The sequence below is a fragment of the Undibacterium sp. Di27W genome, assembly GCF_049340345.1.
Classification (GTDB): domain Bacteria; phylum Pseudomonadota; class Gammaproteobacteria; order Burkholderiales; family Burkholderiaceae_D; genus Undibacterium.
In genome coordinates this window covers 80,605-105,565 of sequence record NZ_JBMPOS010000011.1, presented here as the reverse complement: position 1 = coordinate 105,565, position 24,961 = coordinate 80,605, and the positions used below count along the sequence as shown (strand labels likewise).

21 protein-coding genes are annotated in these 24,961 nt (G+C 49.8%); 8 read left to right on the top strand and 13 right to left on the bottom strand.

Annotation, left to right across the window (positions count from 1 at the left end):
- Positions 1–79 precede the first annotated feature (79 nt).
- The gene (locus ACO0LF_RS20975) at positions 80–715 is read left to right on the top strand and encodes a cysteine hydrolase (protein WP_423017534.1); all 636 of its coding nucleotides are present in this window, start codon (positions 80–82) and stop codon (positions 713–715) included.
- A gap of 3 nt (positions 716–718) precedes the next feature.
- Positions 719–1,177, top strand: coding sequence for a MarR family winged helix-turn-helix transcriptional regulator (locus ACO0LF_RS20970; protein WP_423017532.1), 459 nt, complete (start codon positions 719–721; stop codon positions 1,175–1,177).
- A 49-nt stretch (positions 1,178–1,226) separates the two neighbouring features.
- Here ACO0LF_RS20970 and ACO0LF_RS20965 read toward each other — a convergent pair whose 3' ends face one another.
- The 3 genes from ACO0LF_RS20965 to ACO0LF_RS20955 all read right to left on the bottom strand — a co-directional run bounded on the left by ACO0LF_RS20965 (position 1,227) and on the right by ACO0LF_RS20955 (position 3,204).
- Positions 1,227–2,342, bottom strand: a complete 1,116-nt coding sequence (locus ACO0LF_RS20965) for an NADH:flavin oxidoreductase/NADH oxidase (RefSeq protein ID WP_423017530.1) — start codon at positions 2,340–2,342, stop codon at positions 1,227–1,229.
- Between the two features lie 87 nt (positions 2,343–2,429).
- Entirely contained in the window at positions 2,430–2,657 is a 228-nt protein-coding gene (locus tag ACO0LF_RS20960) for a DUF6500 family protein (RefSeq protein WP_423017528.1), read from the bottom strand.
- Between the two features lie 10 nt (positions 2,658–2,667).
- Positions 2,668–3,204 carry an NUDIX hydrolase gene (locus ACO0LF_RS20955; protein ID WP_423017526.1) on the bottom strand — a complete coding sequence of 179 codons (537 nt, stop codon included), beginning with the start codon at positions 3,202–3,204 and terminating at the stop codon, positions 2,668–2,670.
- 221 nt (positions 3,205–3,425) lie between these two features.
- On the opposite strand from ACO0LF_RS20955, the gene ACO0LF_RS20950 reads away from it, so the two are divergent.
- Positions 3,426–4,232 carry a zinc-dependent peptidase gene (locus ACO0LF_RS20950; RefSeq protein WP_423017524.1) on the top strand — a complete coding sequence of 269 codons (807 nt, stop codon included), beginning with the start codon at positions 3,426–3,428 and terminating at the stop codon, positions 4,230–4,232.
- Positions 4,233–4,277: 45 nt separating this feature from the next.
- Here the strand turns inward: ACO0LF_RS20950 and ACO0LF_RS20945 are convergent, their stop codons facing one another.
- The 7 genes from ACO0LF_RS20945 to dapC all read right to left on the bottom strand — a co-directional run bounded on the left by ACO0LF_RS20945 (position 4,278) and on the right by dapC (position 12,143).
- On the bottom strand, positions 4,278–6,263 hold the full coding sequence (locus tag ACO0LF_RS20945; RefSeq protein WP_423017522.1) for an ATP-binding cassette domain-containing protein: 1,986 nt from the start codon (positions 6,261–6,263) through the stop codon (positions 4,278–4,280).
- A gap of 97 nt (positions 6,264–6,360) precedes the next feature.
- Complete coding sequence (gene prmB / locus ACO0LF_RS20940; protein WP_423017520.1) at positions 6,361–7,263, bottom strand: 50S ribosomal protein L3 N(5)-glutamine methyltransferase; 903 nt, start codon at positions 7,261–7,263, stop codon at positions 6,361–6,363.
- Between the two features lie 39 nt (positions 7,264–7,302).
- A complete protein-coding gene (dapE, locus tag ACO0LF_RS20935; RefSeq protein WP_423017518.1) occupies positions 7,303–8,430 on the bottom strand; it encodes a succinyl-diaminopimelate desuccinylase in 1,128 nt (375 codons plus the stop codon).
- Positions 8,431–8,432: 2 nt separating this feature from the next.
- On the bottom strand, positions 8,433–8,804 hold the full coding sequence (locus tag ACO0LF_RS20930) for an ArsC family reductase (protein ID WP_423017516.1): 372 nt from the start codon (positions 8,802–8,804) through the stop codon (positions 8,433–8,435).
- 3 nt (positions 8,805–8,807) lie between these two features.
- On the bottom strand, positions 8,808–9,950 hold the full coding sequence (locus tag ACO0LF_RS20925) for a PilT/PilU family type 4a pilus ATPase (protein ID WP_423017514.1): 1,143 nt from the start codon (positions 9,948–9,950) through the stop codon (positions 8,808–8,810).
- Between the two features lie 59 nt (positions 9,951–10,009).
- Positions 10,010–10,837 (bottom strand): 2,3,4,5-tetrahydropyridine-2,6-dicarboxylate N-succinyltransferase, encoded by an 828-nt coding sequence (gene dapD / locus ACO0LF_RS20920; protein WP_423017512.1) that lies wholly within the window; start codon positions 10,835–10,837, stop codon positions 10,010–10,012.
- 73 nt (positions 10,838–10,910) lie between these two features.
- Positions 10,911–12,143, bottom strand: coding sequence for a succinyldiaminopimelate transaminase (gene dapC, locus ACO0LF_RS20915; RefSeq protein WP_423017510.1), 1,233 nt, complete (start codon positions 12,141–12,143; stop codon positions 10,911–10,913).
- Between the two features lie 303 nt (positions 12,144–12,446).
- Here dapC and smc point away from each other — a divergent pair, with 303 nt between their 5' ends.
- The 5 genes from smc to def all read left to right on the top strand — a co-directional run bounded on the left by smc (position 12,447) and on the right by def (position 20,616).
- Positions 12,447–15,971: a chromosome segregation protein SMC gene (gene smc / locus ACO0LF_RS20910; RefSeq protein WP_423017508.1), complete on the top strand. Its 3,525-nt coding sequence runs from the start codon at positions 12,447–12,449 to the stop codon at positions 15,969–15,971.
- Entirely contained in the window at positions 15,968–17,050 is a 1,083-nt protein-coding gene (locus ACO0LF_RS20905) for a cell division protein ZipA C-terminal FtsZ-binding domain-containing protein (RefSeq protein ID WP_423017506.1), read from the top strand. The genes smc and ACO0LF_RS20905 overlap by 4 nt, the downstream gene beginning before the upstream one ends.
- 11 nt (positions 17,051–17,061) lie before the next feature.
- The gene (gene ligA / locus ACO0LF_RS20900) at positions 17,062–19,119 is read left to right on the top strand and encodes an NAD-dependent DNA ligase LigA (protein ID WP_423017504.1); all 2,058 of its coding nucleotides are present in this window, start codon (positions 17,062–17,064) and stop codon (positions 19,117–19,119) included.
- Position 19,120: 1 nt separating this feature from the next.
- Complete coding sequence (galU, locus tag ACO0LF_RS20895; protein WP_423017502.1) at positions 19,121–19,996, top strand: UTP--glucose-1-phosphate uridylyltransferase GalU; 876 nt, start codon at positions 19,121–19,123, stop codon at positions 19,994–19,996.
- A gap of 86 nt (positions 19,997–20,082) precedes the next feature.
- The gene (gene def, locus ACO0LF_RS20890) at positions 20,083–20,616 is read left to right on the top strand and encodes a peptide deformylase (protein WP_423017501.1); all 534 of its coding nucleotides are present in this window, start codon (positions 20,083–20,085) and stop codon (positions 20,614–20,616) included.
- Positions 20,617–20,684: 68 nt separating this feature from the next.
- On the opposite strand, the gene ACO0LF_RS20885 is transcribed toward def, so the two are convergent.
- From ACO0LF_RS20885 to map, 3 genes are all read right to left on the bottom strand, one after another.
- Positions 20,685–21,431: a pseudouridine synthase gene (locus tag ACO0LF_RS20885; RefSeq protein ID WP_423017500.1), complete on the bottom strand. Its 747-nt coding sequence runs from the start codon at positions 21,429–21,431 to the stop codon at positions 20,685–20,687.
- 89 nt (positions 21,432–21,520) lie between these two features.
- A complete protein-coding gene (locus tag ACO0LF_RS20880) occupies positions 21,521–24,073 on the bottom strand; it encodes a [protein-PII] uridylyltransferase (protein WP_423017499.1) in 2,553 nt (850 codons plus the stop codon).
- Between the two features lie 12 nt (positions 24,074–24,085).
- On the bottom strand, positions 24,086–24,895 hold the full coding sequence (gene map / locus ACO0LF_RS20875) for a type I methionyl aminopeptidase (protein ID WP_305259967.1): 810 nt from the start codon (positions 24,893–24,895) through the stop codon (positions 24,086–24,088).
- Positions 24,896–24,961 lie beyond the last annotated feature (66 nt).

Below are 24,961 nucleotides of genomic sequence, written 5' to 3'. Positions count from 1 at the left end.
GTAATACAGGTAAATACCTTGACATTGCTCTTTTTTATTTTGATAATAGTTACCATGATAACTAAGTGAGGTGAATGTCATGACTGCACAGTTGAAAGATACTTTTGATAAAGATCGTTCTGCTTTTGTCTTCATAGAATTCCAGTCTGAATGGCTGGATGAAAGCGGCGTACTATTTGAGAAACTGGTCCAGGATAAGCCCGCTTTCAGAAATGCGGTTACGCAAGCCGCACTAGTCCTGAAAGCCGCCCGTGAGCATGATGGAAGAATCGCGCATGCCGGGCTCGACCTGCGTGACGACCCTGGATATCAATTGTTTGGCAAGGGCAAGCAAGTCTTGGGCTTACGTTCAGCGATCCCCAAAGCGCAGACATGGACAGGTACTGGCGCAGAATTTGTCGCACCCTTTATACCAGAACAGGGTGAGTTTATTATGCATGGCCGTTCGGGTGCCAGCGTGCTCAAAAATTCCAGTCTGGATCCATATTTACGCAATAATCGTATTGATACTATTTTCCTCATGGGCTTTGCCACCCATGTCTGTGTAGAGTCCACCTTGCGCGAAGCGCATGATCTTGGTTTGAATGTCTATGTCGTGAGCGATGCATGTGCCGCGTTCACGCGCGCCCAGGATGAATACTTCCATGAACATATCTTGCATCACTTTGGTGGTGGGACTGATGCCGCCGAACTGGTGCGCTTGCTGAAAGCCTGAAAAATGTTCTTTTTAAAAGAATTGCCAACACGCCAGATGCTGAAGACCTATCAGCAGCGTTTCCCTGAAATGAAAATAGACACTGTGGAGGCAGCGCTGCGCATGCTCAGGCAAGCCAGCTTGTTGATGCGTGAACTGGATGCTTATTTCGCTAGTCATGATTTGTCTCAACTGCGATTCCTCATTCTGATCGTGCTCGATCGTGAAGTTGAACGCAAGGGTTTGATGCCTAGCGAAGTGGCTGCACGCCTGGACGTGTCACGCCCGGTGATGACGCGTACCTTGCAAACCCTGGCAACGGATGGATTGCTGGAATTCATGGATGGCGACACGGATGCACGCGTTAAATTACTGCGACTTACTGCGCAAGGTAAGGCAAGCTTATACAAGGTTTTACCTGGCTATTACGCGCAAATTGAAAATTTCATGCAACTACAATCTGACAGCCCTGAGCAGGGCTAGTCTATGATGCAGGCTCACTTCCTGCCAAAACAGAAAGTAAGCAGAGGTGCTAGCGTTGCCCTATCCTGGTATCGCCAAACAGGTTTTTCTGATCACGCGGTTGTGAGCGCCAGTATTGTCGTGGTGCGTCTACAGTTGCACCCAGTTGGGCGGCAGCATGCCAGGGCCAGTGCGGGTCATACAAAATACCACGTGCAATGGCGATGGCATCAGCCTGGCCATTGGCAATGATGCCTTCTGCCTGTTGAGCATCTGTGATCAGGCCAACTGCAATGACGGGCAAGCTACAGTGCTGCTTGATTTCCTCAGCAAGATGAACCTGATAGCCAGGGCCGAGTGGGATTTTTTGTTCAGGTGAGACGCCGCCGCTGGACACATGGATAAAGTCGCAGCCTCTTGCCTCAAGTGCCTGGACAAAGAGCTTGCTTTGCGAAATATCGAGGCCACCTGCTACCCAGTCTGTTGCTGATAGACGTAGCCCAACTGCCATGCTGTCTTTAGGAACTGCCGCCCGCACCGCATCAAATACTTCCAGTGGAAACCGTAAACGATTTTCCACTGAACCGCCATATTGGTCAGTACGTTGATTAGCAATGGGAGATAAAAATTGATGCAGCAAATAACCATGCGCTGCATGGATTTCAATTGCATCAATACCCAGCCGATGTGTACGTATCGCAGCATCAACAAAGGCCTGTTTCACGCGTTGCAGGCCAGCGTCATCCAATGCCAGTGGTGCACGTTCAACTTGTGCATGCGGCAGGGCAGATGGGGCAACCATTTGCCATCCACCGTCCTCCAGTGCAATCAATTGACCACCATGCCATGGCGCCTGACTCGACGCTTTGCGCCCTGCATGGCCTAGTTGTATGGCAATAGGCATGGCAGAATGCTGGCGTATCGATACCAATACTTTAGCCAGAGCCGCTTCTGTCTCATCTGACCATAGTCCCAGGTCACCAGGAGAAATGCGGCCTATGGCTTCAACCGCAGTGGCTTCCAGTATCAATAAGCCGGCCCCTGACAAGGCCAGCCCACCTAGATGTATCAGATGCCAGTCTGTTGCCTTGCCATCCTCGGCAGAGTACTGGCACATGGGGGCAATGATGATGCGATTTTTCAAACTCAGCGAACCAAGCTTGATGGGAGAGAAGAGAGCGCTCATGTCTTTGAAAATGCCTGAATGGAGAAGAGAATCTGATTTCTTCATTATGCCTGCGCTTTTCTTTTGCTGCAGGGGGCTGCCAATTCTTCAGCTTTCTTCCAGTGCTTCAACGATTGCTTTGATCTTGACTGCCTTTTCAAAGTGATCAAACTTGTTTTCCATAATCCACCATGTGGCAGCTTCCATTAGCAATTGCGGGTCATCGTTTTTGTTGGCAAAGAAGGCGTAAAAGGAGAGGCCAACATTGCTGCCTTTTTGCTCTATCTTGTTATTGCATACTTCGATGATCTTTTTTTGGAGAGTGCTTCTCATCATTTATTCATATTCAGGTTAATGCGTGCAGCCCTCGGTAAAACGAGGCTATGTGCAGCGCTTGGGAGAACTCGTTGGTTTCTATTTTTTGCTGTATTTCCGGAATAGTCAGAAAGTCGAATTCTATCTCTTCAGATACATCCAGTTGCTGCTTACCCATTAAATTTAGTCCGGTGGCGAGGAACAGGTGGATGCTATTGGTTTGGCGGGCTGGGTTGGCATACATGCTTCCCAAAGTCTGCCAGTAATTGGCTGTATAGCCTGTTTCTTCCAATAACTCCCTTTGCGCGGCAAGGAGAGCTGTCTCACCTTCATCAATGACGCCGCCGGGCAATTCTATGCAGACTTGTCTCGCCGCGTAACGAAATTGCTTTACCGTCAATATACGGCCATCATCTGCCTGGGCAAACACATGCACCCAGTCTCGCTCATGAAGCACATAGTAAGGGGCTATTGTGCTTCCATTAGGGAGCTTACATGTATCTGAGCTCAGTGTTATCCAATCATCTTTGATTAGTATTTTTGAGTTTAAAGTTTCCCAGGGTTTCATAGTAAGGTTCAGGCTTGCGAAGGAAAAATCGATGCAACGCATCTTCTCACGAAATTATCTTATTCATATTATTGAATGTCATGTGCTCTGATAAGCTGATTTTCAAGTGCTATGACCTTATATATTAATTGCTATTGAGTTTGACTTCGTCGCGCCCATTTGCATCAGATCAACGAATGTCAGATGCAAATCACATTCGCAATCCTGATTAGGTTGTCGACATGGAATGGTTAGTCCTTATTATTGTTTTACTCGTACTTGGCATCGTTGTCTTGCCCAGGCTGCGTTTGCGTCATGTGTTATCACAGGCTTTTCCCTTGAATTATTCTAAAATTCTACGGAAAAACCTGCCAGGCTATACGCGTATGCCGACTGATCTGCAAATGCAGTTGAAGAAACGCATACGCCAGTTTCTCTATCAAAAGACTTTTGTTGGCTGTGGTGGTTTGCTTATTACTGATGAAATCAGGGTAACGATTGCGGGCAAGGCTTGCCTGTTACTGTTGAACCGTGAATCCGATGTGTATCCGCAGCTTACCCATGTCCTGGTATATCCATCGGCATTCGTGGCACCCCGAACTCAAATGAATGCTGATGGCATCGTTACGCATACCAATCAGGGGTTGAGCGGGGAGTCCTGGAGTGATGGCCGTGTCATTCTTGCCTGGGATCAGGTGGCGCATAATCCCGACAATGAAGCGCGGGGGCAGGATGTGGTTATTCATGAATTTGCCCACCAGCTTGATAGTGAAACGGGAACGACCAATGGCGCACCAGTCCTGAAGTCTGCCGCAGCTTATAAAGCATGGTCGGCTCTCATGGAAAGAGAGTATGCGCAACTGCATCAGGCGATCGCCAATGATATTGCTACCGTCATTGATCCCTATGGTGCGACTAATCCGGCAGAATTTTTTGCTGTGGTGACTGAAGCCTTCTTCAAGAAAAGCCGCGACCTTGCTCACTATCACGCTGCCTTGTATGAACAGTTGCGGGCTTATTACCAGGTTGATCCATGTGACTGGATTTAATCCTTGAATCAAAAAAACAAGGGGCGCTAAATGCGCCCTCTTGCTTTATTCTACCGCTTCCAGAAACTCTTGCTGTTCCAGCCAGTCGGCTTCTATCTGCCCCAGTTCCTTGACGACGTATGCCTGGTCAAGTAACAAGGTTTTCAGTTTTTCCTTGTTGGCATCGTTATAGATATCACCATCTTCCAACTGCGCATCGATGTCTTTCTTTTTCAGATTCAACTTGGCCATCTGTTCTTCCAGGCGCTTGATGCGTGTTTCTATCGGTTTGCGCAGATTGGTGAGGCGCGTACGTTCGTCGGCATCGCGTTTGCGCTGCTCCTTGTCATCTACCTTGGCAACTGGAATGGGCTTGGCTTGTGGCAAAGCCGCTTCCTGTGCCTTGGTTTTTTCCGGTAAGGCAGGGTTGGCTTTTTCCAGTTTGTTTTTGAACAGCCAGTCTTTGTAGTCGTCCAGATCGCCATCAAATGGTTGCAGCTTACCATCGGCAACGATGATGAACTGGTCCGTCGTGGCGCGCAGCAAATGCCTGTCATGTGAAACAACGACGAGGGTACCTTCAAACTGTGCCAGGGCATCGGTCAGGGCTTCGCGAGTTTCCAGGTCCAGATGGTTGGTTGGTTCATCCAGCAGCAGCAGGTTAGGGCGCTGCCAGACTATCATTGCCAATGCCAGGCGAGCTTTTTCACCACCGGAGAATGGTTTGATAGGGCTGCTCACCATCGTGCCTGGGAAGTTGAAGCCGCCGAGGAAGTTACGTAACTCCTGCTCGCGTACATCCGGGGCGATATGAGCCAAGTGCCACAGTGGTGATTCATCATGACGCAGCATTTCAACCTGATGCTGGGCGAAGTAACCTATGGACAAACCCTTGCCGGTTTGCATGACACCGTTCAATGGTGCGATATCGCCAACGATGGTTTTGATGAGTGTGGATTTACCTGCACCATTGACACCCAGGAGGCCAATGCGCTGACCGATTTGCAGGGTGAACTTGACATCGCCGACGATTTTTTTCTCGGTGAAACTGTGATCCGTTTCTGATTCTACGCGGTAGCCGCAATCCACATCTTCCATCACCAGCATGGGGTTCGGGGCACTCAATGGCTCGCGGAATTCAAAAGAGAACTCGGCAGCTGCCCGCAAAGGTGCCATTTCTTCCATGCGTGCCAAGGCCTTGATACGGCTTTGCGCCTGCTTGGCTTTGGATGCCTTGGCTTTGAAGCGGTCAATAAAGGATTGCAGATGAGCGCGCTTGCGGTTTTGTTTCTCCAGCATGCCTTGCGCCAGTTCCAACTGGGCTGCACGCTGGCGTTCAAAACCGGAATAGTTACCACCATAGCGCTTGAGCTTGCGCTCATCAATATGCACGATGACATTTACCACGCCGTCGAGGAAGTCGCGGTCATGGGAGATAATGATCAGCGTGCCTTCATAGCGCTTGAGCCAGTCTTCCAGCCAGATGATGGCATCCAGATCCAAGTGATTGGTTGGTTCATCAAGCAGCAGCAAATCGGATTTGCACATCAGTGCCTGTGCCAGATTCAAACGCATACGCCAGCCACCAGAAAAACTGGCGACTGATTGTTCGAGTTCGTTGATCTTGAAGCCCAGGCCCAGCAGTAATTGTTCTGCACGAGGGCGCACGGTGTAGGCATCGGCATCGGCCAATGCGCCATACATATTGCCGATGGCAATACCGTTTTCATAGCTTTCTGGCTGTGCTTCCAGTTCAGCCAGCTGTGCTTCGAGTTTGCGCAAGGCGACGTCGCCATCTATTGCGTAATCAATGGCGCTACGTTCCAGCGGTGGTGTTTCTTGTGCGACGTGAGCGAGCTGCCACTTGGCCGGGAAATCGATGCTGCCTTGGTCAGGATGCAATTCACCGCGCAACATGGCAAACAGGCTGGATTTACCTGCACCGTTGGAACCGATCAAGCCTATCTTGTCGCCGGGATTGAGCGTCACATCGACGCTGTCAAATAAAGGTTTGATGCCGCGCGCCAGGACGACTTGTTGAAGACGTATCATATAAACTTAATTAATGGGTAATGCTATTGTTGATGCGAAAAAATGGAAAAACGGGCAAAACTGGTTTTGCCCGTCTTCAATATACTTATGCACTGATTTATGCAGTGAAATTGCTCAATTGCTCAGCCTCTACCAAAAATACCATGTCATCACCAGCACTGGTACTCAGCCAGGTCAGGTTCAGTTCCGGGAAGGCAGCTTCGGCAAAGGCACGTTCATTGCCAATTTCCACCATCAGCAAACCATCTTCAGTCAGGCGTTGTGCAGCACCTGCGACTATCTTGCGCACCAGGTCCATGCCATCATCGCCGCCAGCCAGAGCAATTTGCGGCTCGTGCGTGTATTCCTTGGGTAGCTTGGACATGGAACCAGAATTCACATACGGTGGGTTGGTGATGATCAGGTCATATTTTTTGTCTGGTACATTGCTGTACAGGTCGGACTCGATCAGGGTAATACGGTCTTGCAATTCATAGGTTGCCACATTACGCTTGGCCACTTCCAGCGCATCTTTGGAGATATCGACAGCATCCACATGCGCCTCTGAGAACATATCTGCCAGCATGATGGGCAGGCAGCCAGAGCCTGTGCACAGTTCAAGGATGTTGGTGATGGCTTCCGGATCTGTCACCCATGGCGAAAAATGCTCAGGGATTAGTTCAGCGATGAAAGAGCGCGGCACGATGACGCGTTCATCCACATAGAAATTGTAAGTGCCTAGCCAGGCTTCATTAGTGATGTAGGACGCAGGCACACGGTCCACTGCACGTCTGTCAATCACACGCAATACGGCATCTATTTCTGATGGCAATAAATGCGCATCCAGGAATGGCTCTATCTTGTCGAGCGGCAGGTGCAAAGTATGCAGCAGCAAATAAGCTGCTTCATCCAGGGCATTGGCGCTGCCATGGCCAAAGAACAGTTTTTCTTTGTTGAAGCGGGTGACGGCATAGCGCAACAGATCGCGCAGGGTCAGAAAGGTAGTAGCGGGTGTAGTCATATTGTTTCCATATCGGCCAGTGGTGAGCTGAACTAAAGCTTAGGTCAGCAGGTTTTCCAGAGTGCGGCGATAAATGTTCTTGAGCGGATCTATGTATTGCAGCTCTATGTGTTCATCAATTTTATGTATGCTGGCATTTGGCGGGCCAAATTCAACCACTTGCGGACAAATCTTGGCGATGAAGCGGCCGTCAGATGTACCACCAGTAGTAGATAGCTCGGTTTCTATGCCAGTTTCAGCAAGTATGGCATCACCCAGTGCATCGCTGAGGCTGCCTTTTGGGGTCAGGAAAGGATGTCCGCCTACCGTCCACTTCAACTCATATTCCAGGCCATGTTTGTCGAGTATGGCATGCACACGTTGTTGCAAGCCTTCAGCTGTGCTGGCAGTGGAAAATCGGAAATTGAAATCGATAACTGCTTCGCCAGGTATGACATTAGAAGCACCCGTGCCAGCATGGATATTCGACATTTGCCATGAAGTAGGCAAGTAATATTCATTGCCTTCATCCCAGACTTCAGCTACCAGTTCTGCCATGGCAGGGGCTGCCAGGTGAATGGGGTTTTTTGCCAGTTGCGGATAGGCGATATGGCCTTGCACACCTTTGACGATCAACTTGCCCGACATGGTGCCGCGACGGCCATTCTTGATAGTGTCACCCAGTTTGTCGACGGAAGTAGGCTCGCCAACGATGCAGTAGTCGAGCTGCTCGCCACGAGCCTTGAGTTTTTCGCAAACAACGACTGTACCATCCGTAGCCGGACCTTCTTCATCACTGGTGATGAGGAAGCCGATAGAGCCCTTATGATCTGGGTGGGCCGCGATGAATTCTTCTGTCGCCACCACAAAAGCCGCAATCGAAGTTTTCATATCAGCGGCGCCACGGCCATATAACTTGCCATCCCTGTGAGTAGGCGTAAATGGGGCAGACTGCCATTGTGTGACAGGGCCGGTAGGTACGACATCAGTATGGCCAGCAAACACCAGCAAAGGCTGGGTCTGGCCACGCCTGGCCCATAGATTTGTCACATCACCGGATTGTATGGTTTCGCACTGGAAGCCCATAGGCTCCAGCAGGGCGATCAAAGTGTTTTGACAGCCTTTGTCTTCAGGTGTGACTGAATCCAGCGCAATCAGCTGTTCGGTCAGGGCTAGTGTTTTACTCATGTTTACTTATGAAAAATGGACTGGTACTGTGGCACGGAAAAACCGACATTCACTTGCGATTTACCATCATTATTGATCAGCAATACCGGGCGTTTGATGACCGATGGCTTATCCAGCATGAGTGCAATTGCCTGTTCTGTGTCGGTGGCCGAGGCCTTTTCTACATCACTGAGTGCGCGCCAGGTAGTGCCTTTGCGGTTGATCAGTACATCCAGGCCCTGATGTTCCAGCCATGTTTCTATGGCGGCACGGTTCAAGCCTTGTTTTTTGAAATCATGGAATTCAAAAGCCAGTTCCTGTTCTTGCAACCAGGTACGGGCTTTTTTAACGGTGTCACAGTTTGGAATGCCAAACAGGGTAATGCTTCGCGTCATACTTTATACGTTCAGGGTAAATTCTGTGAAAGAAGCTTCTTCTTTGGTTTCTGGTTCTGGTTCTGGCTTTGCAGCTATTGCAGTGGATGCTTCATTGTTCAGCAACCATAACAAGTTATTGGCAGAGTCAGAGTTGGCCAGGCCTTCTTCCTGCGTAATTAGGCCTTCACGTATCAAATGCATGAGGGCGCGTTCAAATGTTTGCGAGCCAGGCGACAAACTTTTCTCGATCGCTTCCTTGATCTGGAAGATATCACCTTGTTCTATCAACTCTGCCACGTAACGGGTATTGAGCATGATTTCGACCGCCGGTGCACGGCCACCATCTTTGGCACGTATCAGACGCTGCGAGATAATCGCACGTATGGAAGACGACAAATCCAGCAGCAATGCGCTGCGCGTTTCCATAGGGAAGAAACTGATGATACGGTTCAAAGCCTGATAACTATTATTCGCATGCAGTGTAGCTAAAACCAAATGGCCGGATTGGGCATAGGCAATCGCTGCCATCATGGTTTCGAGATCGCGGATCTCACCAATCAAGATACAGTCAGGTGCCTGACGCAATGAGTTCTTCAGCGCAGTTTTCAGGCTTTCAGAATCGCTGCCGATTTCACGCTGGTTGACGATGGACTTTTTACTGCGGAATAAGAATTCTATCGGATCTTCCAGTGTCAGGATATGGCCGGTTTTGACTTCATTCCTGTGATCGAGCATGGATGCTATCGTGGTTGATTTGCCTGAGCCAGTAGAGCCGACCAGCAAGATCAAACCACGTTTTTCCATAATCAGCTCAGCCAATACTGGCGGCAGATGCAGCGTATCCAGCTTGGGAATATCACCAGGCACATAACGGAATACCGCAGAGATCGAGCCGCGCTGGCGGAAGGCCGAAAGACGGAAGCGACCTATGCCTGCAGCACCGATACCGACATTGAGTTCGTTTTCGGCTTCCAGTTGCTCCATATGTTCAGGCTCTACCACCTCGCTGAGCAGCGAGAGGATATTTGCCTGATCCATCTTCTGCTGATTGATAGGGAGCAGATTGCCATTAATTTTCAAATGTATGGGCGAATTCATCGCGAAAAACATGTCGGATGCATGTTTTTCCTTCATCAGTTGAAATAACCTCTCCATCGCTGCCATGATGTGTCCCTAAGCTGAGCTAATTATTAAAATAAAATGCAAAAAAGGCGCAAAAATACTTAAGCGCCGCGCAACAATTCATTGATACTGGTTTTTGAGCGTGTCTGTGCATCAACACGTTTCACGATCACTGCGCAATACAGACTGTATTTGCCATCAGCAGATGGCAAATTGCCGGAAACAACGACTGAACCAGCAGGTACGCGGCCATAGCTGACTTCGCCAGTAGCGCGGTCATAAATCTTGGTGGACTGGCCGATGTAGACACCCATGGAAATCACGGAATTTTCTTCAACGATCACACCTTCTACGATTTCTGAACGAGCGCCAATGAAGCAATTGTCTTCAATGATGGTCGGATTGGCTTGCATAGGTTCCAATACGCCACCGATGCCAACGCCACCAGACAAGTGCACGTTTTTGCCGATTTGCGCGCAAGAGCCGACAGTCGCCCAGGTATCAACCATAGCGCCTTCATCGACATAAGCGCCGATGTTGACATAGGAAGGCATCAACACCACGTTTTTTGCGATAAAACTGCCGCGACGTGCAACTGCAGGCGGCACCACGCGGAAGCCGCCTTTGATGAAATCTTCAGCCGTGTAATTGGCGAACTTGGTCGGTACCTTGTCGAAGAACTGCATATGATCGCCAGAAGGCATAGTGATATTGTCTTCCAGGCGGAAAGACAGCAATACAGCTTTTTTGATCCATTGATTGACTTGCCAGCTACCTTCAATCTTTTGGGCAACGCGCAGAGTGCCTGCATCAAGTTCGCTCAAGACATGGGCAACTGCCTCGCGGATTTCTGCAGGCGCAGATTTTGGCGAGAAATTTGTGCGGTCTTCCCAGGCTTGATCAATGATTTGCTGTAATTGTTGAGTCATGTTGAGTGTCTTCAAATGAAAATGTAAAAAATAAAAACCGAAATAATCTTGTGCCCGCTGCTCAGTTGTCGTGTCAGGCTGCTGCCGGAGTAAAATTCTTGCAAAAGCTGACTATCCTCTGTGCTGCTTCCAGGCATTCTTCAGGCTCGGCCACCAAGGCCATGCGTATGCGGTTTTGCCCAGGGTTAATGCCATGGGCTTCGCGTGCCAGGTAGCTGCCGGGCAGAACTGTTACATTATATTCCTCGTACAGGCGGCGGGCGAACTCTGTGTCTGATAAACCCATGGCATCAGGAATTTTTGCCCACAGGTAAAAGGCGGCGTCAGGCAGCTTTACTTCCAGCACTTCTTGCAAAATCGGCGTGATCTGGGCAAATTTGCGTATGTATTTGTCGCGATTTTCTTGTACGTGCACTTCGTCATTCCAGGCTACGACTGAGGCGGCCTGTATATTCGGGCTCATGGCACTGCCATGATAAGTCCGGTACAGCAAGAATTTCTTGATGATTTCAGCGTCTCCCGCGACGAAGCCGGAGCGCATGCCAGGCACATTCGAACGTTTTGACAGGCTGGACAGGGTAATCAGGCGCTGATAGTCGTTCCTGCCCAGTTCACGTGCTGCTTGCAAGCTACCCAGCGGTGCTTCGGCCTTGAAATAAATCTCGGAATAGCATTCATCGGCTGCAATGATAAAACCATAACGGTCAGACAGAGCGAATAGCTCTTTCCAGTCGTCGAGGTTCAGTACCGCGCCAGTAGGGTTGCCGGGTGAACAGATATACAGCAGTTGTACGCGCTGCCAGACTGATTCGGGGATACTTTTGTAGTCAGGCGCAAAATTACGCTCAGGGTCAGCATTGGCAAAGTAGGGCTCAGCCCCGGCCAGATAGGCTGCACCTTCGTAAATTTGATAAAAAGGGTTGGGGCAGACCACCAGCGGCAAGCCATCCTTGCAGGCGGTGGTATCAATGACGGTTTGCGCCAGGGCGAACAGAGCTTCGCGTGAGCCGATGACAGGTAAAATCTGAGTTGCTGCATCCAGCGCCGGTATATTGTAGCGGCGTCCCAGCCAGGCAGAGATAGAGTTACGCAAAGCGTCTGAGCCAGCGGTGGATGGATAACTGGCCAGACCTGCCATATTGTCGACAATGGCATCCTTGATCAAAGCGGGAGTAGGGTGCTTGGGTTCGCCTATACCAAGGCTGATCGCTGAAAACTTGGGATTTGGCACAACATCGGCAAACAGGCGCTTCAGTTTCTCGAACGGATACGGCTGCAACTTACTGAGATAAGGATTAAATGTCATTTTTCGAATTGTTGTCGACGCTAAACAGGCTTTTTAGCTTATTTGTCTGGTCTGCTTGAATTTGCTGCTTCTTATTTACAATCCGTATTATAGCGTCCCGAGGATTCTATAGAGAAAGGCTTTCCGCTGTACTTGTGTGAAATACTGATTAATATGTAAATTGTGTCATAAGTTTGAAAACTGAAAATTTTGCTCTTACGATGGTATGATGCAGCGATACAGTAACGCGGCTAGCAGTGACGGCCTCGGCATATATACGATACGCGGTAGATTTGACTACAAAAGATAATAAAATTATATAAAGTGCGCTTAACTTCTATTAAATTGTCGGGATTTAAATCTTTTGTAGATCCCACCCATTTTCAGGTTCCTGGCCAACTGGTTGGTGTTGTCGGCCCTAATGGTTGCGGCAAATCCAATATTATTGATGCTGTGCGCTGGGTTTTGGGTGAATCCAAAGCGTCTGAGCTGCGTGGCGAATCCATGCAGGATGTTATCTTTAACGGCTCTACCCACCGCAAACCCGCTGGCCGCTCATCAGTTGAGCTGGTTTTTGATAACAGCATGGGCAAAGCTGCTGGTCAATGGAGCCAATACGGTGAAATTGCCGTCAAGCGCACCTTGACGCGTGACGGCACGTCCACTTATTACATCAACGGCCAGCCTGTGCGCCGCCGCGATATCCAGGATATTTTCCTGGGTACGGGTCTAGGTCCGCGCGCCTATGCGATTATCGGCCAGGGCATGATTTCCCGCATCATCGAAGCCCGCCCGGAAGAATTAAGGATTTTCCTGGAAGAGGCTGCCGGTGTTTCCCGCTATAAAGAGCGCCGCCGCGAGACAGAAAACCGCATCCATGACACCCATGAAAACCTGGTGCGTGTCGAAGACATCCTGCGCGAATTGAATAACAACCTGGACAGGTTGGGCGCGCAAGCTGTTGTTGCGAATAAATTCCGCGAATTGCAGACTGATCAGGAAGAAAAACAAAAACTGTTGTGGTTGCTGCGTAAAAAAGAAGCAGAAAACGAACAAAAAAAGCATTTCGCCGAGATAGAAAAGACCCAGACCGACCTCGAGGAGCAAACAGCCAAGCTGCGCCATGTCGAGCTGGAGCTGGAGCAAATGCGCCAGGCGCACTATGCTGTAGGCGACCGCATGCACCAGGCGCAGGGTCATTTATATCAGACCAATGCCGAGATCGGCAGCCTGGAAGCGCAAATTAAATTCGTCATCGAATCGCGCAGCCGTTTGCAATCGCAATTGCAATCGTTGACTGCACAGCGCGATCAATGGCAAAACCAGAGCCGCCAATTCCAGGATGATTTGTCTGAAGGCGAAATCCATGTCGAAGAGCTGGCCATGCGCGCCGAGCAGGCATTGGAAGTCAGCCAGCAGCAGCAAGACAAGCTGCCAGCGATGGAGCAAATATGGCGTGAGTCGCAACTGAAGACGACAGAATCACGCGCCAGGATCATGCAGATGCAACAGCAGATAGAACTGGAATCTGCCCATCAGCGCAATGCCTCAAATATTCTGAATACCCTGACAACCAGGCGTGAGCGCCTGATGCAGGAAAAGCAGGGCCTGGTATTGCCGGATACGACACATCTGGACAATCTCTCCATGCAGCTGGAAGAGAAAAAGCAGGTGCTGGAAGAACTCAGCATGCAGCTGGAAGAAGCGCAGGAGCGCTTGCCTTTGCTGGAAGATGAGCGCAAACAGGCGCAGCAGCAAGTAAATCAGGACAGTGCTGAATATGCGCAACTGGAAGCACGCCTGCTGGCCCTGAAGCAATTGCAGGAAAAAGTACAAAGCCAGGGCAAGGTCCAACCATGGCTGGAAAAACACGAATTGAGTGGCTTGCCAAAAATCTGGCAAAAACTGCATATTGAAGCTGGCTGGGAAACCGCACTGGAATCTATTCTGCGCGAACGCACTGCCGCCTTGGAAATGTCTAACCTGGAGTGGGCCAAGGCCTTTTTTGGTGATGCGCCGCCTGCCAAACTGGCTGTTTGTGCTCCCACTATTGTGGCGGACACCGCAGTACCTCTGCCTGGTTTTAAGCCCTTTATCGATTTGCTGCAACTCAATGACGCAGGTTTGCGTGGTTTGATGCAAGACTGGTTACACCAGGTATATATCGCTGAAGATATTACTTCTGCCTTCATGGACAGGGTTAAATTGCCAGCCGGTGCCTGTTTTATCACCAAGCAAGGCCATGTGATTGCTCGTTCCAGTGTACGCTTTTATGCCTCTGATTCTGAGCAGGATGGTGTGCTGGGCCGTCAGCAAGAGATAGAAAACATCACCAAGCAATGCCGCGCCAAGCACATGCTGGCGGATGAATCCAAGACCCGCGCCGTACGTGCAGAATCTGCCTATACTCAGGCTACCCAGCAATTGCAAGACTTACGCCAGCGTGTAGGTAGTCTGACGCAAACTACCCATAGCCTGCAAATCGAATTCATGAAACTGTCTGAAGTGCAGGAACGCTTCAATCAGCGCAGCACACAAATAGGCAGTGACCTGGCGGAAATCGCAGCGCAAGAGGGTGAGCAGCAGCAAATCAGGGCCGAGTCCGAGCAAAAATTTGAGCAACTGGACATGGATCTGGCAGAGTTGCAGGAAAGCCATGAAGAAGGTCAGACCGCTTACCTGGAAAAAGAACAGCAACTGAATGAAGCCAGGCAGCGTTTGCGCGATCTGGAGCTGGCTGCGCAAGAAGCCGCTTTTGCAGAAAAATCCCACCGCAGCAAGATGGAGGAATTACGCCGCAGTATAGCGACAGCGCTGGAACAATCGGCACAATTATTTGCCAGTATGCAGCAAGGTCAGCTTGAACTGGAATCCATGGATGACCAGACCGCACAAGCCGGCTTGCAAGATTTGCTGGACCGCCGTAGCTCTCAGGAAGTGGCGCTGGCAAATGCCCGTCATGAACTGGATCAACTGACGCAGCAACTGCGCCATCACGAAGAATCCAAAATGCAGGTGGAACGCAGCCTGCAACCACAACGGGATCGTATCGTTGAATTGCAATTGAAAGAGCAGGCTGCCCGCCTGAGTCAGGAACAATTTTCGGAACAATTACGCAATTTTGAAGTCGATGAAGAAGTTCTGGCGCAAAAGCTGCATGATGACCTTAGACCATCTTATTTACAGGGTGAAGTTACCCGCCTGACCAATGCGATTGCAGCCTTGGGGGCCGTGAATATGGCTGCCCTTGACGAGCTGGCGCAGGCAACCGAGCGCAAGACTTTCCTGGATGCCCAGCACGCCGACTTGACTGAAGCAATCACGACCTTGCAGGATGCCATCCACAAGATTGATATTGAAACACGCGACTTGTTGCAAGACACCTTTGACAAGGTGAACCATCATTTTGCTGAACTTTTCCCTATTTTATTTGGCGGCGGTCAGGCGAAACTGATCATGACAGGTGATGAAATCCTGGATTCTGGTGTGCAAGTCATGGCGCAGCCACCTGGCAAAAAGAATGCAACCATACATTTGCTGTCTGGCGGTGAAAAAGCCCTGACTGCGACTGCACTGGTTTTCTCGATGTTCCAGCTCAATCCTGCACCTTTCTGTTTACTCGATGAGGTCGATGCGCCGCTGGATGACTCAAATACCGAGCGTTTCTGTAATATGGTGAAACGCATGTCCTCAAACACACAGTTTTTATTTATCTCCCATAACAAGATTGCGATGGAAATGGCACAACAATTGATTGGTGTCACCATGCAAGAACAGGGGGTTTCACGAATCGTGGCGGTAGATATGGAATCTGCCGTCAATTTTGCTACTGAGGTTCAAGCAGCATGACAGATCTACAAATCAGTTTGTTAGCAATAGGTGGAACGCTGGTGGTCGGCGTCCTGATTTTTAATAAATGGCAAGAATACAAAGCCAAGAAAACCGTTGAAAATGCATTTGGTGACGGTCATGATGATGTACTCATGAATCCAGATGCACCTGTGGAATCCATCGTCAGACATGAGCCTAGCCTGGATGGCGATGTGCAGCCAATTGAGGAAGTGCCACAAGTGCACGCGCCCATGCATGCAGACGTCGCTGCTGAAATGGAAACCCCAATAGCAGTTCAGGACAAAGAATTGCCGGTAGACGAATTAATCGATTGCGTGATTCCTCTGGAGTTTGAAACGCCTATACGTGGCGAGAAAATACTGGCAGAAATTGCCGAGCTTAAATATGTAGGTAAAAAGCCGGTACATTTCATCGGCCAAAGCCATAGTGGCGAGCGTGATGTGATTGCTGTTGGTGGTGCTTACACTTGCCTGTTTGCAGGTGTGCAAATGGTCAGTCGCAATGGCCCTTTGAATGAGCTGGAATATTCCGAGTTCATTATGAAGTTGCGTGCAATTGCCGACAATCTGAGTGCACACCCTGATATTCCTGACATGAATAAAGTTATGGTTCACGCTCGTGAACTACATCAATTCGTCGCCGAACATGATGCGCAGTTGAGTGTCAATATCGCGGCCAATGGCGCGCCCTGGGCATTGAATACTTTACTTGCCGCGCTGGAGAAAATGGGCTTCGATCAACGACCAGATGGTCGCCTGATGATGCCCGATGGTGACGGTGGTAGTTTGTTCACCTTGTCTACCAATGTCAGCGTTAGCGAAACCATGACTTCCCGCCTTACCCTGTTGCTGGACGTACCCTGCGTTGCTCCTGCTCGCGATGGCTTCGGCGCCATGGCAGCTTGCGCACGCTCTTTGGCGACTCGTCTGGGGGGCACAGTCGTGGATGATGGTAATCAGCCTATTTCCAAGCTGGCACTGGATGAGATATCCGGCCAGGTTCAAGAATTTTATGCGGCAATGGCAGAGGCGCAGATTCCTGCTGGCTCCCTGCGTGCACAACGACTATTTAGCTAATTATTGTAGACATGCAGAATGATCTTTTGGATGCTGCCGCCAAGGCGGCAGACACTTCAACAATAGCCGCGCAGGCAGAACAGCTGCGCGCAGAGTTGAATAGGCACGCACACTCTTATTATGTGCTGGATAATCCCAGCGTACCCGATGCTGAATATGACAGATTGTTTTCAGAGCTTCAGCGACTGGAAGAAACGCATCCCGAATTAAAGACCGCTGACTCACCAACCAACAGGGTTGGTGGTGCTCCTTTGCCAGAATTTGGCCAGGTTCAGCATGCCGTGCCCATGCTGTCGCTGAATAATGGCTTTGAAGATGATGATGTCATCAATTTTGACCGTCGTGCCCGTGAAGGCCTGGATGTGCAAAGTGAAATTGTCTACGCGATCGATTTGAAGTTTGATGGCCTGGCCATCAATCTGCGCTATGTCGATGGTGTCTTCACTCAGGCAGCAACCCGTGGTGATGGTTTTACCGGTGAAGACGTCACTGAGAATATCCGCACCATACGCAGCATCCCCTTGCGCTTGCAGATAGAAAATCCGCCAAAGATACTGGATGTACGTGGTGAAGTCTTGATGTTCAAGCGCGACTTTGAAAAACTCAATCAGCGCCAGCGTGATGCTGGTGCTAAAGAGTTTGCCAATCCGCGTAATGCTGCGGCTGGCAGCTTGCGTCAACTGGATTCAAAGATTACAGCGCATCGCACTTTGCGGTTTTTTGCGTATGGTATAGGGCTGCTGGAAGGTATAAGCGTACCTGCCTCGCATCGTGCTTTGCTGGATTGGTATAAACAGGCGGGCATCCCTGTTTGTGAAGAAAATGCAGTAGTGAGCGGTGCGTCTGGTTTGCTGGAATTTTATAAAGCAATTCAAACCAAACGCGACAATCTGGATTATGAAATTGATGGTGTGGTCTATAAAGTCAATGACTTTGCCAGCCAGCAGTCGCTAGGGTTTGTATCGCGCGCGCCACGTTTTGCAATCGCTCACAAATTCCCGGCACAAGAAGCTTTGACCACCGTGCTGGATATAGAGGTACAGGTGGGCAGGACTGGTGCCATCACACCCGTTGCCAGATTGGCCCCGGTTTTTGTTGGCGGTGTTACGGTAACCAATGCCACCCTGCACAATGAAGAAGAGATACAGCGCAAGGATATACGCATAGGCGACACGGTGTCCGTACGTCGCGCTGGTGACGTGATACCCGAGGTCGTTGCCAGCATCTTGGAAAAACGCCCGGCAGACTCACGTCAGTTTGTCATGCCCGTGGAATGCCCGATTTGTGGTTCACCCATACAAAAACCTGAAGACGAAGCCATTGCCCGTTGCAGCGGTGGCTGGATAAAATGTACTGCACAGCGCAAGGGGGGCTTGTCACACTTTGCTTCACGTAAGGCAATGAATATAGATGGTGTAGGAGAGCAGCTCATTGATCAGTTGGTCGACAAGAATGTCGTTACAACTGCTGCAGATTTGTATAAGCTTGGTCTGCGCGCGCTAGTTGAGCTGGATCGCATGGCAGAAAAGTCTGCGCAAAATGTATTGAGTGCACTGGAAACCTCCAAGCTGACCAGTTTGCCCCGTTTCATCTATGCGCTGGGCATACGCCATGTGGGTGAATCAACAGCAAAAGATTTGGCTGCACATTTTGGCAATACCGACGCATTAATGAAAGCAACTGAAGAGCAATTGCTGGAAGTGTCTGATGTGGGCCCGGTCGTAGCGAAGTCCATCTTGCGTTTCTTTTCAGATTCATTGAATGTGGAACTGGTAGAGCAATTGCTGGCGTCAGGCATACATTGGCCAGCAATTGAAGTGCAGGAAAAAGGTGAGCAAGTCCTGGCAGGCAAGACGCTGGTGCTGACAGGTACTTTACCCACGCTGAGTCGCGATCAGGCGACTGAAGTCATAGAAAAAGCGGGTGGCAAAGTATCTGGCTCAGTCTCCAAAAAAACCAGTTATCTGGTCGCTGGCGATGATGCAGGCAGCAAGCTGGTGAAAGCGCAAGAATTGGGTATCAATATTTTGACAGAAGCAGAATTGCTTCAACTTTGTTCCGGGAGCTGAAATGAGAAAAATTAAAAAAGCCGTATTTCCAGTGGCAGGCTTGGGTAGCCGCTTTTTGCCAGCTACCAAGGCACAACCAAAAGAGATGCTGCCTATCGTAGACAAGCCACTCATACAATATGCTGTTGAAGAAGCGGTAGAGGCGGGCATTACTGAAATGGTATTCATCACCGGTAGAAATAAACGGGCGATTGAAGACCATTTTGATAAAGCCTATGAGTTGGAAAGTGAACTGGAAGCAGCGGGCAAAGAAGCCTTGCTGGATCTGGTCAGGAACGTCATTCCCAAGAATATCAACTGCATCTATATACGCCAGACAGCCGCTCTCGGTCTGGGTCACGCAGTTTTGTGTGCCCGTCCTGTGATTGGCGACGATCCATTTGCAGTCTTGCTGGCAGATGACTTGATGGATGCCGACATTGGTCAGCCTTCAGTCATGGCACAGATGGCGCGTCAGTATGAAGCAGAAGGCGGTAGCATCGTCGCCGTGCAAAACGTGCCACGTGAATTCACCCGTCAATACGGTATCGTCAGCGGCACGCCATATACAGATACTCTGGAGAGAGTGCAGGGTATCGTTGAAAAACCTATGCCTGATGTTGCCCCGTCCACGCTGGCGGTAGTTGGTCGCTATATCCTGTCTGGCCGTATTTTCTCTTACCTGGAAACTCTGGGTAAAGGCTCTGGCGGTGAAATTCAGTTGACGGATGGTATTGCAGCCATGTTGAAAGATTTCCCTGTGTATGCCTTCCGCCCAAATGCGACACGTTATGACTGCGGCTCAAAACTGGGTTATCTGAAGGCCAGTGTTGCCCTGGGTTTGAAACATAAGGAAACCAGCGCAGAATTCACTGAATTCCTGCAGTCCTTGAAATAAGTAATGTGAAATAAGGCCAGGCATCACCTGGCCTTATTTTTAAATAAAGTCATACACTAAATCATCTATACAAAATCTGGTGCACCATGATTCATCCTATCCTGAAAATGGGCGATGCCCGCTTATTGAGAGTTGCCGAGCAAGTCACGGCCTTTGATACACCAGAATTACATGAGCTTATCAAGGACATGTTTGAAACCATGATTGCAGCTAATGGTGCTGGTCTGGCAGCACCACAAATAGGCGTGAATTTGCAACTCGTGATCTTTGGTTTCAAGAACAACCCGCGATATCCTGATGCACCGGTAGTGCCAGAGACTGTGCTTATCAATCCAGTATTGACACCTTTATCTGAAGAGACGGATGATGCATGGGAAGGCTGTTTGTCCGTGCCAGGCATGCGCGGCCTGGTGCCGCGTTGGAGCGCCTTGCGTTACGAAGGCTATGATCAGTTTGGCACGCGCATCTCACGCGATGTAGATGGTTTTCACGCACGCGTCGTACAACATGAATGTGATCACCTGAATGGTATTTTGTACCCCATGCGCATACGCGATCTGACGCAATTTGGTTTTACTGAAGTCTTGTTCCCTGAACTTGACCCTAATGACGACGATTGAGTGCATTGATTTCAAAGCAAAAGGGCAAGAACTTTGATTCTTGCCCTTTTGTTTTTGTAAGATACAAATTAAAACTGCTCGTCTTCACGCAGATAACGCCACTGACCCTCTGGCAATTTACCCAGCTTGATCTTGCCTATGCGCACACGCTTGAGGCCTATAACTTTCAGCCCTACCATTTCACACATGCGCCTGATCTGGCGTTTTTTGCCTTCACGCAGTATGAAATTCAATTGATCTTCATTTTGCCAGGTGACTTTAGCGGGCAATAGTTTTTTTCCATCCAGTGACAAGCCATGGTTCAGTCTACGCAACTCAGCATCTGGCAAGCGTCCTGGTTTGCTATATTCCACGCGTACCAGATATTCTTTTTCCACAACCGTGGTTTCACCTATCAAATGCTTGGCGATACGGCCATCCTGGGTCAATACCAACAAACCGACTGAATCGATATCCAGGCGGCCAGCAGGTACCAGGCTGCGTAATTGGGTAGGGTGGAACTGGGTATCCACTTCATCTTCGGCCCAGCGGTTTTCTGGTTTGATCAGGGCGATTGCTGGCGTATAGCCATCTTCAGCCTGGCCACTGACGAAACCGACAGGTTTGTTGATGAGGACTGTGACGCGTTTGGATTGCTCGGCTGCGGCCTGCCTCTCAACCGTCACTTTTTGATGGGGCAATACCTTGCTGCCCAGTTCGGAGATGACTTTGCCATCTACCCGGACCCAGCCGCGCGCTATCCATTCGTCAGCCTCGCGGCGGGAGCAAAGGCCAAGTTCGGACATGCGTTTGGAGAGTCTTACAAGTTCAGTCATGATGCTTTTAAATGGTAATCTCGTCTGTGCTTGCTTACAGATCAGGCGAGGGTGTTGATTATTCGGTCGTGGTAGTACGTAGTCAGTGCTTAAATTCTTAATGCGTCCAGCAAGTCGGTTTCAAACTGTATCTGGCTGCGGGCACCTTGCAGGGCCTGGCCATCGACGATGAAAACGTCTTCCACTCTTTCGCCCAGGGTCATGATCTTGGCTGTATGCAAATTGATTTTATACTTGGTCAGGATATTCGCTACTGCATATAACAAACCATTTCTGTCATTGGCGGAGATGGATAATAAATAATACTGGCCACGGTCATCCGGTCGCAAATCGACGGTGGGTACAATAGGGAAGGTGCGCGACATGCGCGATAAACGCCCACGATTAGGTGGAGAAAGTGGCGTCTGGCGCGTCAGGATTTCTGTTAATTCGTGCTCTATCAAATTAATGATGTCACGATAATTATTCGCAAAAGCCGGTTCTATGACCAGGAAAGTATCAAGAGCATAGCCTTTTTTGCTGGTGTGAATTTTGGCATCCAGAATGCCAAAATTCTTGCCGTCAAAATAATTGCAGATACGGGCAAACAAGTCGGGCTGATCTTTGACGTAGACAGTAATCTGCAAGCCTTCACCAATCGGTGAGAGGCGGCATTTCACCACCGGTGTCTGGCTGTCTATGCGATCATGCAGAGCACGCGTTTGCCAGGCAATATCGGATGCATCATGACGCAGGAAATAAGCGACATCCAGTTGCTGCCAGAATTTTTCATGCGCATCAGGTGCCAGGCCATACAGCCGCAAGGCTTTTAATGCTTCTTCCTGGCGATTTTTTAGCTCCCTGTCCTTGCTAGGTGTTTCGCCACCCAGTACACGCAAGGTCATGCGGTACAAGTCTTCCAGTAGCTTGCCTTTCCAGGCATTCCAGACCTTGGGACTGGTGCCGCGAATATCAGATACTGTCAGTAAATACAGTGCGGTCAAATGACGCTCATCCTTGACCAGATTGGCAAAATTCTGCACAACGTCAGGATCGGACAAATCCTGTTTTTGCGCCACATGTGACATGGTCAGATGCTTTTCCACCAAAAAGATAATCAACTCGGTATTGGCTTTGCTTAGGCCGTGGTCGTAGCAGAATTTTTTGGCGTCCGCCATACCCAGCAATGAGTGATCGCCACCGCGCCCCTTGGCGATGTCGTGGAACAAAGCCGCGATATACAAAACCCAGGGTTGATTGAAATTCGCCATTAACTGGCTGCAGAATGGATATTCATGCGCATGCTCAGGCATGGTAAAGCGACGCAAATTGCGCACTACCATAAGGATGTGCTGGTCTACCGTATAGGCATGAAACAGATCATGTTGCATCTGGCCTATGATGCGGCGGAAATTCGGCAGATAGCGGCCCAGTATGCTCATTTGATTCATGCGTCGCAAGGCATGGGTAATCCCTTGTGGCGATTGCAGAATCTGCAGGAACAATGAGCGATTGAAGATATCATGCCTGAATTCAACATCAATCAGCAGGCGAGCATGCCAGAGTGCGCGCAGCGTCCTGGCTGTCATCCCTTTTAGTTCACCATGCTTGGCCAGGGCCAGAAATACACCTAGGATAGTCGATGGATTGGCTTCAAAAGTATCGTCCCTGGCGATGTCGATAAAGCCATTGACCTCATTGAAATGCTCATTGATGGGGCGTGGTACCGACGGCTGGGGGAATAGTACGGCTTCGATGTTTTGCAGTAGCACGGTGTTGAGCTGTGTCACCGCTTTGGCTGCCCAGTAATAGCGTTGCATCAGGTATTCGCTGGCACGTCTGGACTCTGTGGTTTTGAAGCCAAAGGTTTCTGCTATTGGGGTCTGCACGTCGAAAATCAGGCGATCCTCACGGCGGCCCGCATGAATATGCAGACGTATGCGTATATCCTTGAATGCACGCTCATTGCGCTTTAGCTGGCGCGCTTCAATATCCGTAATCAGGCCACGCTCGGCCAGTTCACGCCAGGAATTGCCCAGATTTGCCGCCTTGGCAACCCAGAGTATGACTTGCAAGTCCCTGAGTCCGCCTGGGCTCTCTTTGCAGTTGGGTTCCAGGCTGTAGGGCGTATCTTCATATTTGACATGGCGCTGCTGCAGTTCCAGTAGTTTTTCCTGGAAGAAATTTTGCGGATTCATGGCTTCCGCATATTGCTGCTGCATGTCTTTGAATAACTTGCGACTGCCTGTGACTAGGCGCGCCTCCAGCAAGCTGGTTTGTACGGTTATATCAGCGGCAGATTCTTGCAGGCATTCTTCTATCGTGCGTATGCTATGGCCGATATCCAGGCCTATGTCCCAGAATAATTGCACCAATTTTTCCAGCTTGTCACGCAAGGCAGCATCAGGTCTTTGCTGCAACAGTATCAGCACATCAACATCAGAATAGGGAAACAACTCGCCACGACCATAGCCACCGACTGCTACCAGGGCAGCCTCTTTCGGAAAGTCAAAATGGCGCCAAATCTTGCTGAGTTGCTGATCGACATTGCGGCACAAATCATGCAGCAAATGCTCTGCTTTATGATGGTCCTTGAAGGCGTTAATGACGATCAGTTGCGCTGATTTCAGTTCTTCCTTAAAAGAGAGTGCCGGTGTCTGCATGTGGCCAGGATCTTAAGCGAGTTTGATGAAATCAGGAATAGGCGGGTAACCTGCCGACAATGTCAGCACTTCATAACCGGTTTCCGTGACCAAAACTGTATGCTCCCATTGGGCAGACAGGCTACGGTCTTTGGTTTTAATGGTCCAGCCATCTGGCATTTCCTTGATATCACGGCGGCCAGCATTAACCATGGGCTCTACCGTAAAAATCATGCCTGGCAACAGTTTTTCCATGGTGCCTGGTTTGCCGTAATGCATGACTTGTGGCGCCTCATGGAAAATCTTGCCTATGCCGTGACCGCAAAATTCACGCACTATGCTATAGCCAGCTCTTTCCGCGTGCTGTTGTATGACATGCCCGATGTCACCCAGATGCGCGCCCGGCTTGATTTTATCGATGCCCAGCCACATGCATTCATAAGTGATGGCATTCAGACGCTTGGATAATATGGATGGTTCGCCCAGCAGGAACATGCGACTGGTATCGCCATGATAACCATTTTTAATGACAGTAATATCCAGATTAACAGAGTCGCCATCTTTCAACACTTTATCGCCCGGTATGCCGTGGCAAATGACATCATTGACCGATGTGCAAATGGCTTTTGGATAAGGTGTATAGCCTGGCGGGCAGTAATTCAGCGGGGCAGGGATGGTGCCTTGCACGTTAACCATGAATTCATGGCACAAGCGATCAAGTTCACCTGTGCTGATGCCAACTTTGACAAATGGCGTGATGTAATCAAGGACTTCCGAAGCCAGTTTGCCGGCGATGCGCATGCCGGCGATATCTTCCGGCGTCTTTATAGTGATAGCTTCCATACGTTTCTTGTCGTTTGCCAAGGCTTGCATAATGCAGTGCCGACTTTGCCCCGGCATTTTTGCCTG

Excerpts from the sequence above, each read along its gene's own strand:
- ACO0LF_RS20925 (WP_423017514.1), bottom strand. The coding sequence starts at position 9,950 with ATGGCAGCGATGGAGAGGTTATTTCAACTGATGAAGGAAAAACATGCA.
- ACO0LF_RS20885 (WP_423017500.1), bottom strand. The coding sequence starts at position 21,431 with ATGACTGAACTTGTAAGACTCTCCAAACGCATGTCCGAACTTGGCCTT.
- ACO0LF_RS20965 (WP_423017530.1), bottom strand. The coding sequence starts at position 2,342 with ATGAGCGCTCTCTTCTCTCCCATCAAGCTTGGTTCGCTGAGTTTGAAA.
- ACO0LF_RS20930 (WP_423017516.1), bottom strand. The coding sequence starts at position 8,804 with ATGACGCGAAGCATTACCCTGTTTGGCATTCCAAACTGTGACACCGTT.
- ACO0LF_RS20905 (WP_423017506.1), top strand. The coding sequence starts at position 15,968 with ATGACAGATCTACAAATCAGTTTGTTAGCAATAGGTGGAACGCTGGTG.
- def (WP_423017501.1), top strand. The coding sequence starts at position 20,083 with ATGATTCATCCTATCCTGAAAATGGGCGATGCCCGCTTATTGAGAGTT.
- ACO0LF_RS20950 (WP_423017524.1), top strand. The coding sequence starts at position 3,426 with ATGGAATGGTTAGTCCTTATTATTGTTTTACTCGTACTTGGCATCGTT.
- ACO0LF_RS20880 (WP_423017499.1), bottom strand. The coding sequence starts at position 24,073 with ATGCAGACACCGGCACTCTCTTTTAAGGAAGAACTGAAATCAGCGCAA.
- prmB (WP_423017520.1), bottom strand. The coding sequence starts at position 7,263 with ATGACTACACCCGCTACTACCTTTCTGACCCTGCGCGATCTGTTGCGC.
- ACO0LF_RS20955 (WP_423017526.1), bottom strand. The coding sequence starts at position 3,204 with ATGAAACCCTGGGAAACTTTAAACTCAAAAATACTAATCAAAGATGAT.
- ACO0LF_RS20975 (WP_423017534.1), top strand. The coding sequence starts at position 80 with ATGACTGCACAGTTGAAAGATACTTTTGATAAAGATCGTTCTGCTTTT.
- ligA (WP_423017504.1), top strand. The coding sequence starts at position 17,062 with ATGCAGAATGATCTTTTGGATGCTGCCGCCAAGGCGGCAGACACTTCA.
- dapD (WP_423017512.1), bottom strand. The coding sequence starts at position 10,837 with ATGACTCAACAATTACAGCAAATCATTGATCAAGCCTGGGAAGACCGC.
- galU (WP_423017502.1), top strand. The coding sequence starts at position 19,121 with ATGAGAAAAATTAAAAAAGCCGTATTTCCAGTGGCAGGCTTGGGTAGC.
- ACO0LF_RS20960 (WP_423017528.1), bottom strand. The coding sequence starts at position 2,657 with ATGATGAGAAGCACTCTCCAAAAAAAGATCATCGAAGTATGCAATAAC.
- map (WP_305259967.1), bottom strand. The coding sequence starts at position 24,895 with ATGGAAGCTATCACTATAAAGACGCCGGAAGATATCGCCGGCATGCGC.
- dapE (WP_423017518.1), bottom strand. The coding sequence starts at position 8,430 with ATGAGTAAAACACTAGCCCTGACCGAACAGCTGATTGCGCTGGATTCA.
- dapC (WP_423017510.1), bottom strand. The coding sequence starts at position 12,143 with ATGACATTTAATCCTTATCTCAGTAAGTTGCAGCCGTATCCGTTCGAG.
- ACO0LF_RS20970 (WP_423017532.1), top strand. The coding sequence starts at position 719 with ATGTTCTTTTTAAAAGAATTGCCAACACGCCAGATGCTGAAGACCTAT.
- ACO0LF_RS20945 (WP_423017522.1), bottom strand. The coding sequence starts at position 6,263 with ATGATACGTCTTCAACAAGTCGTCCTGGCGCGCGGCATCAAACCTTTA.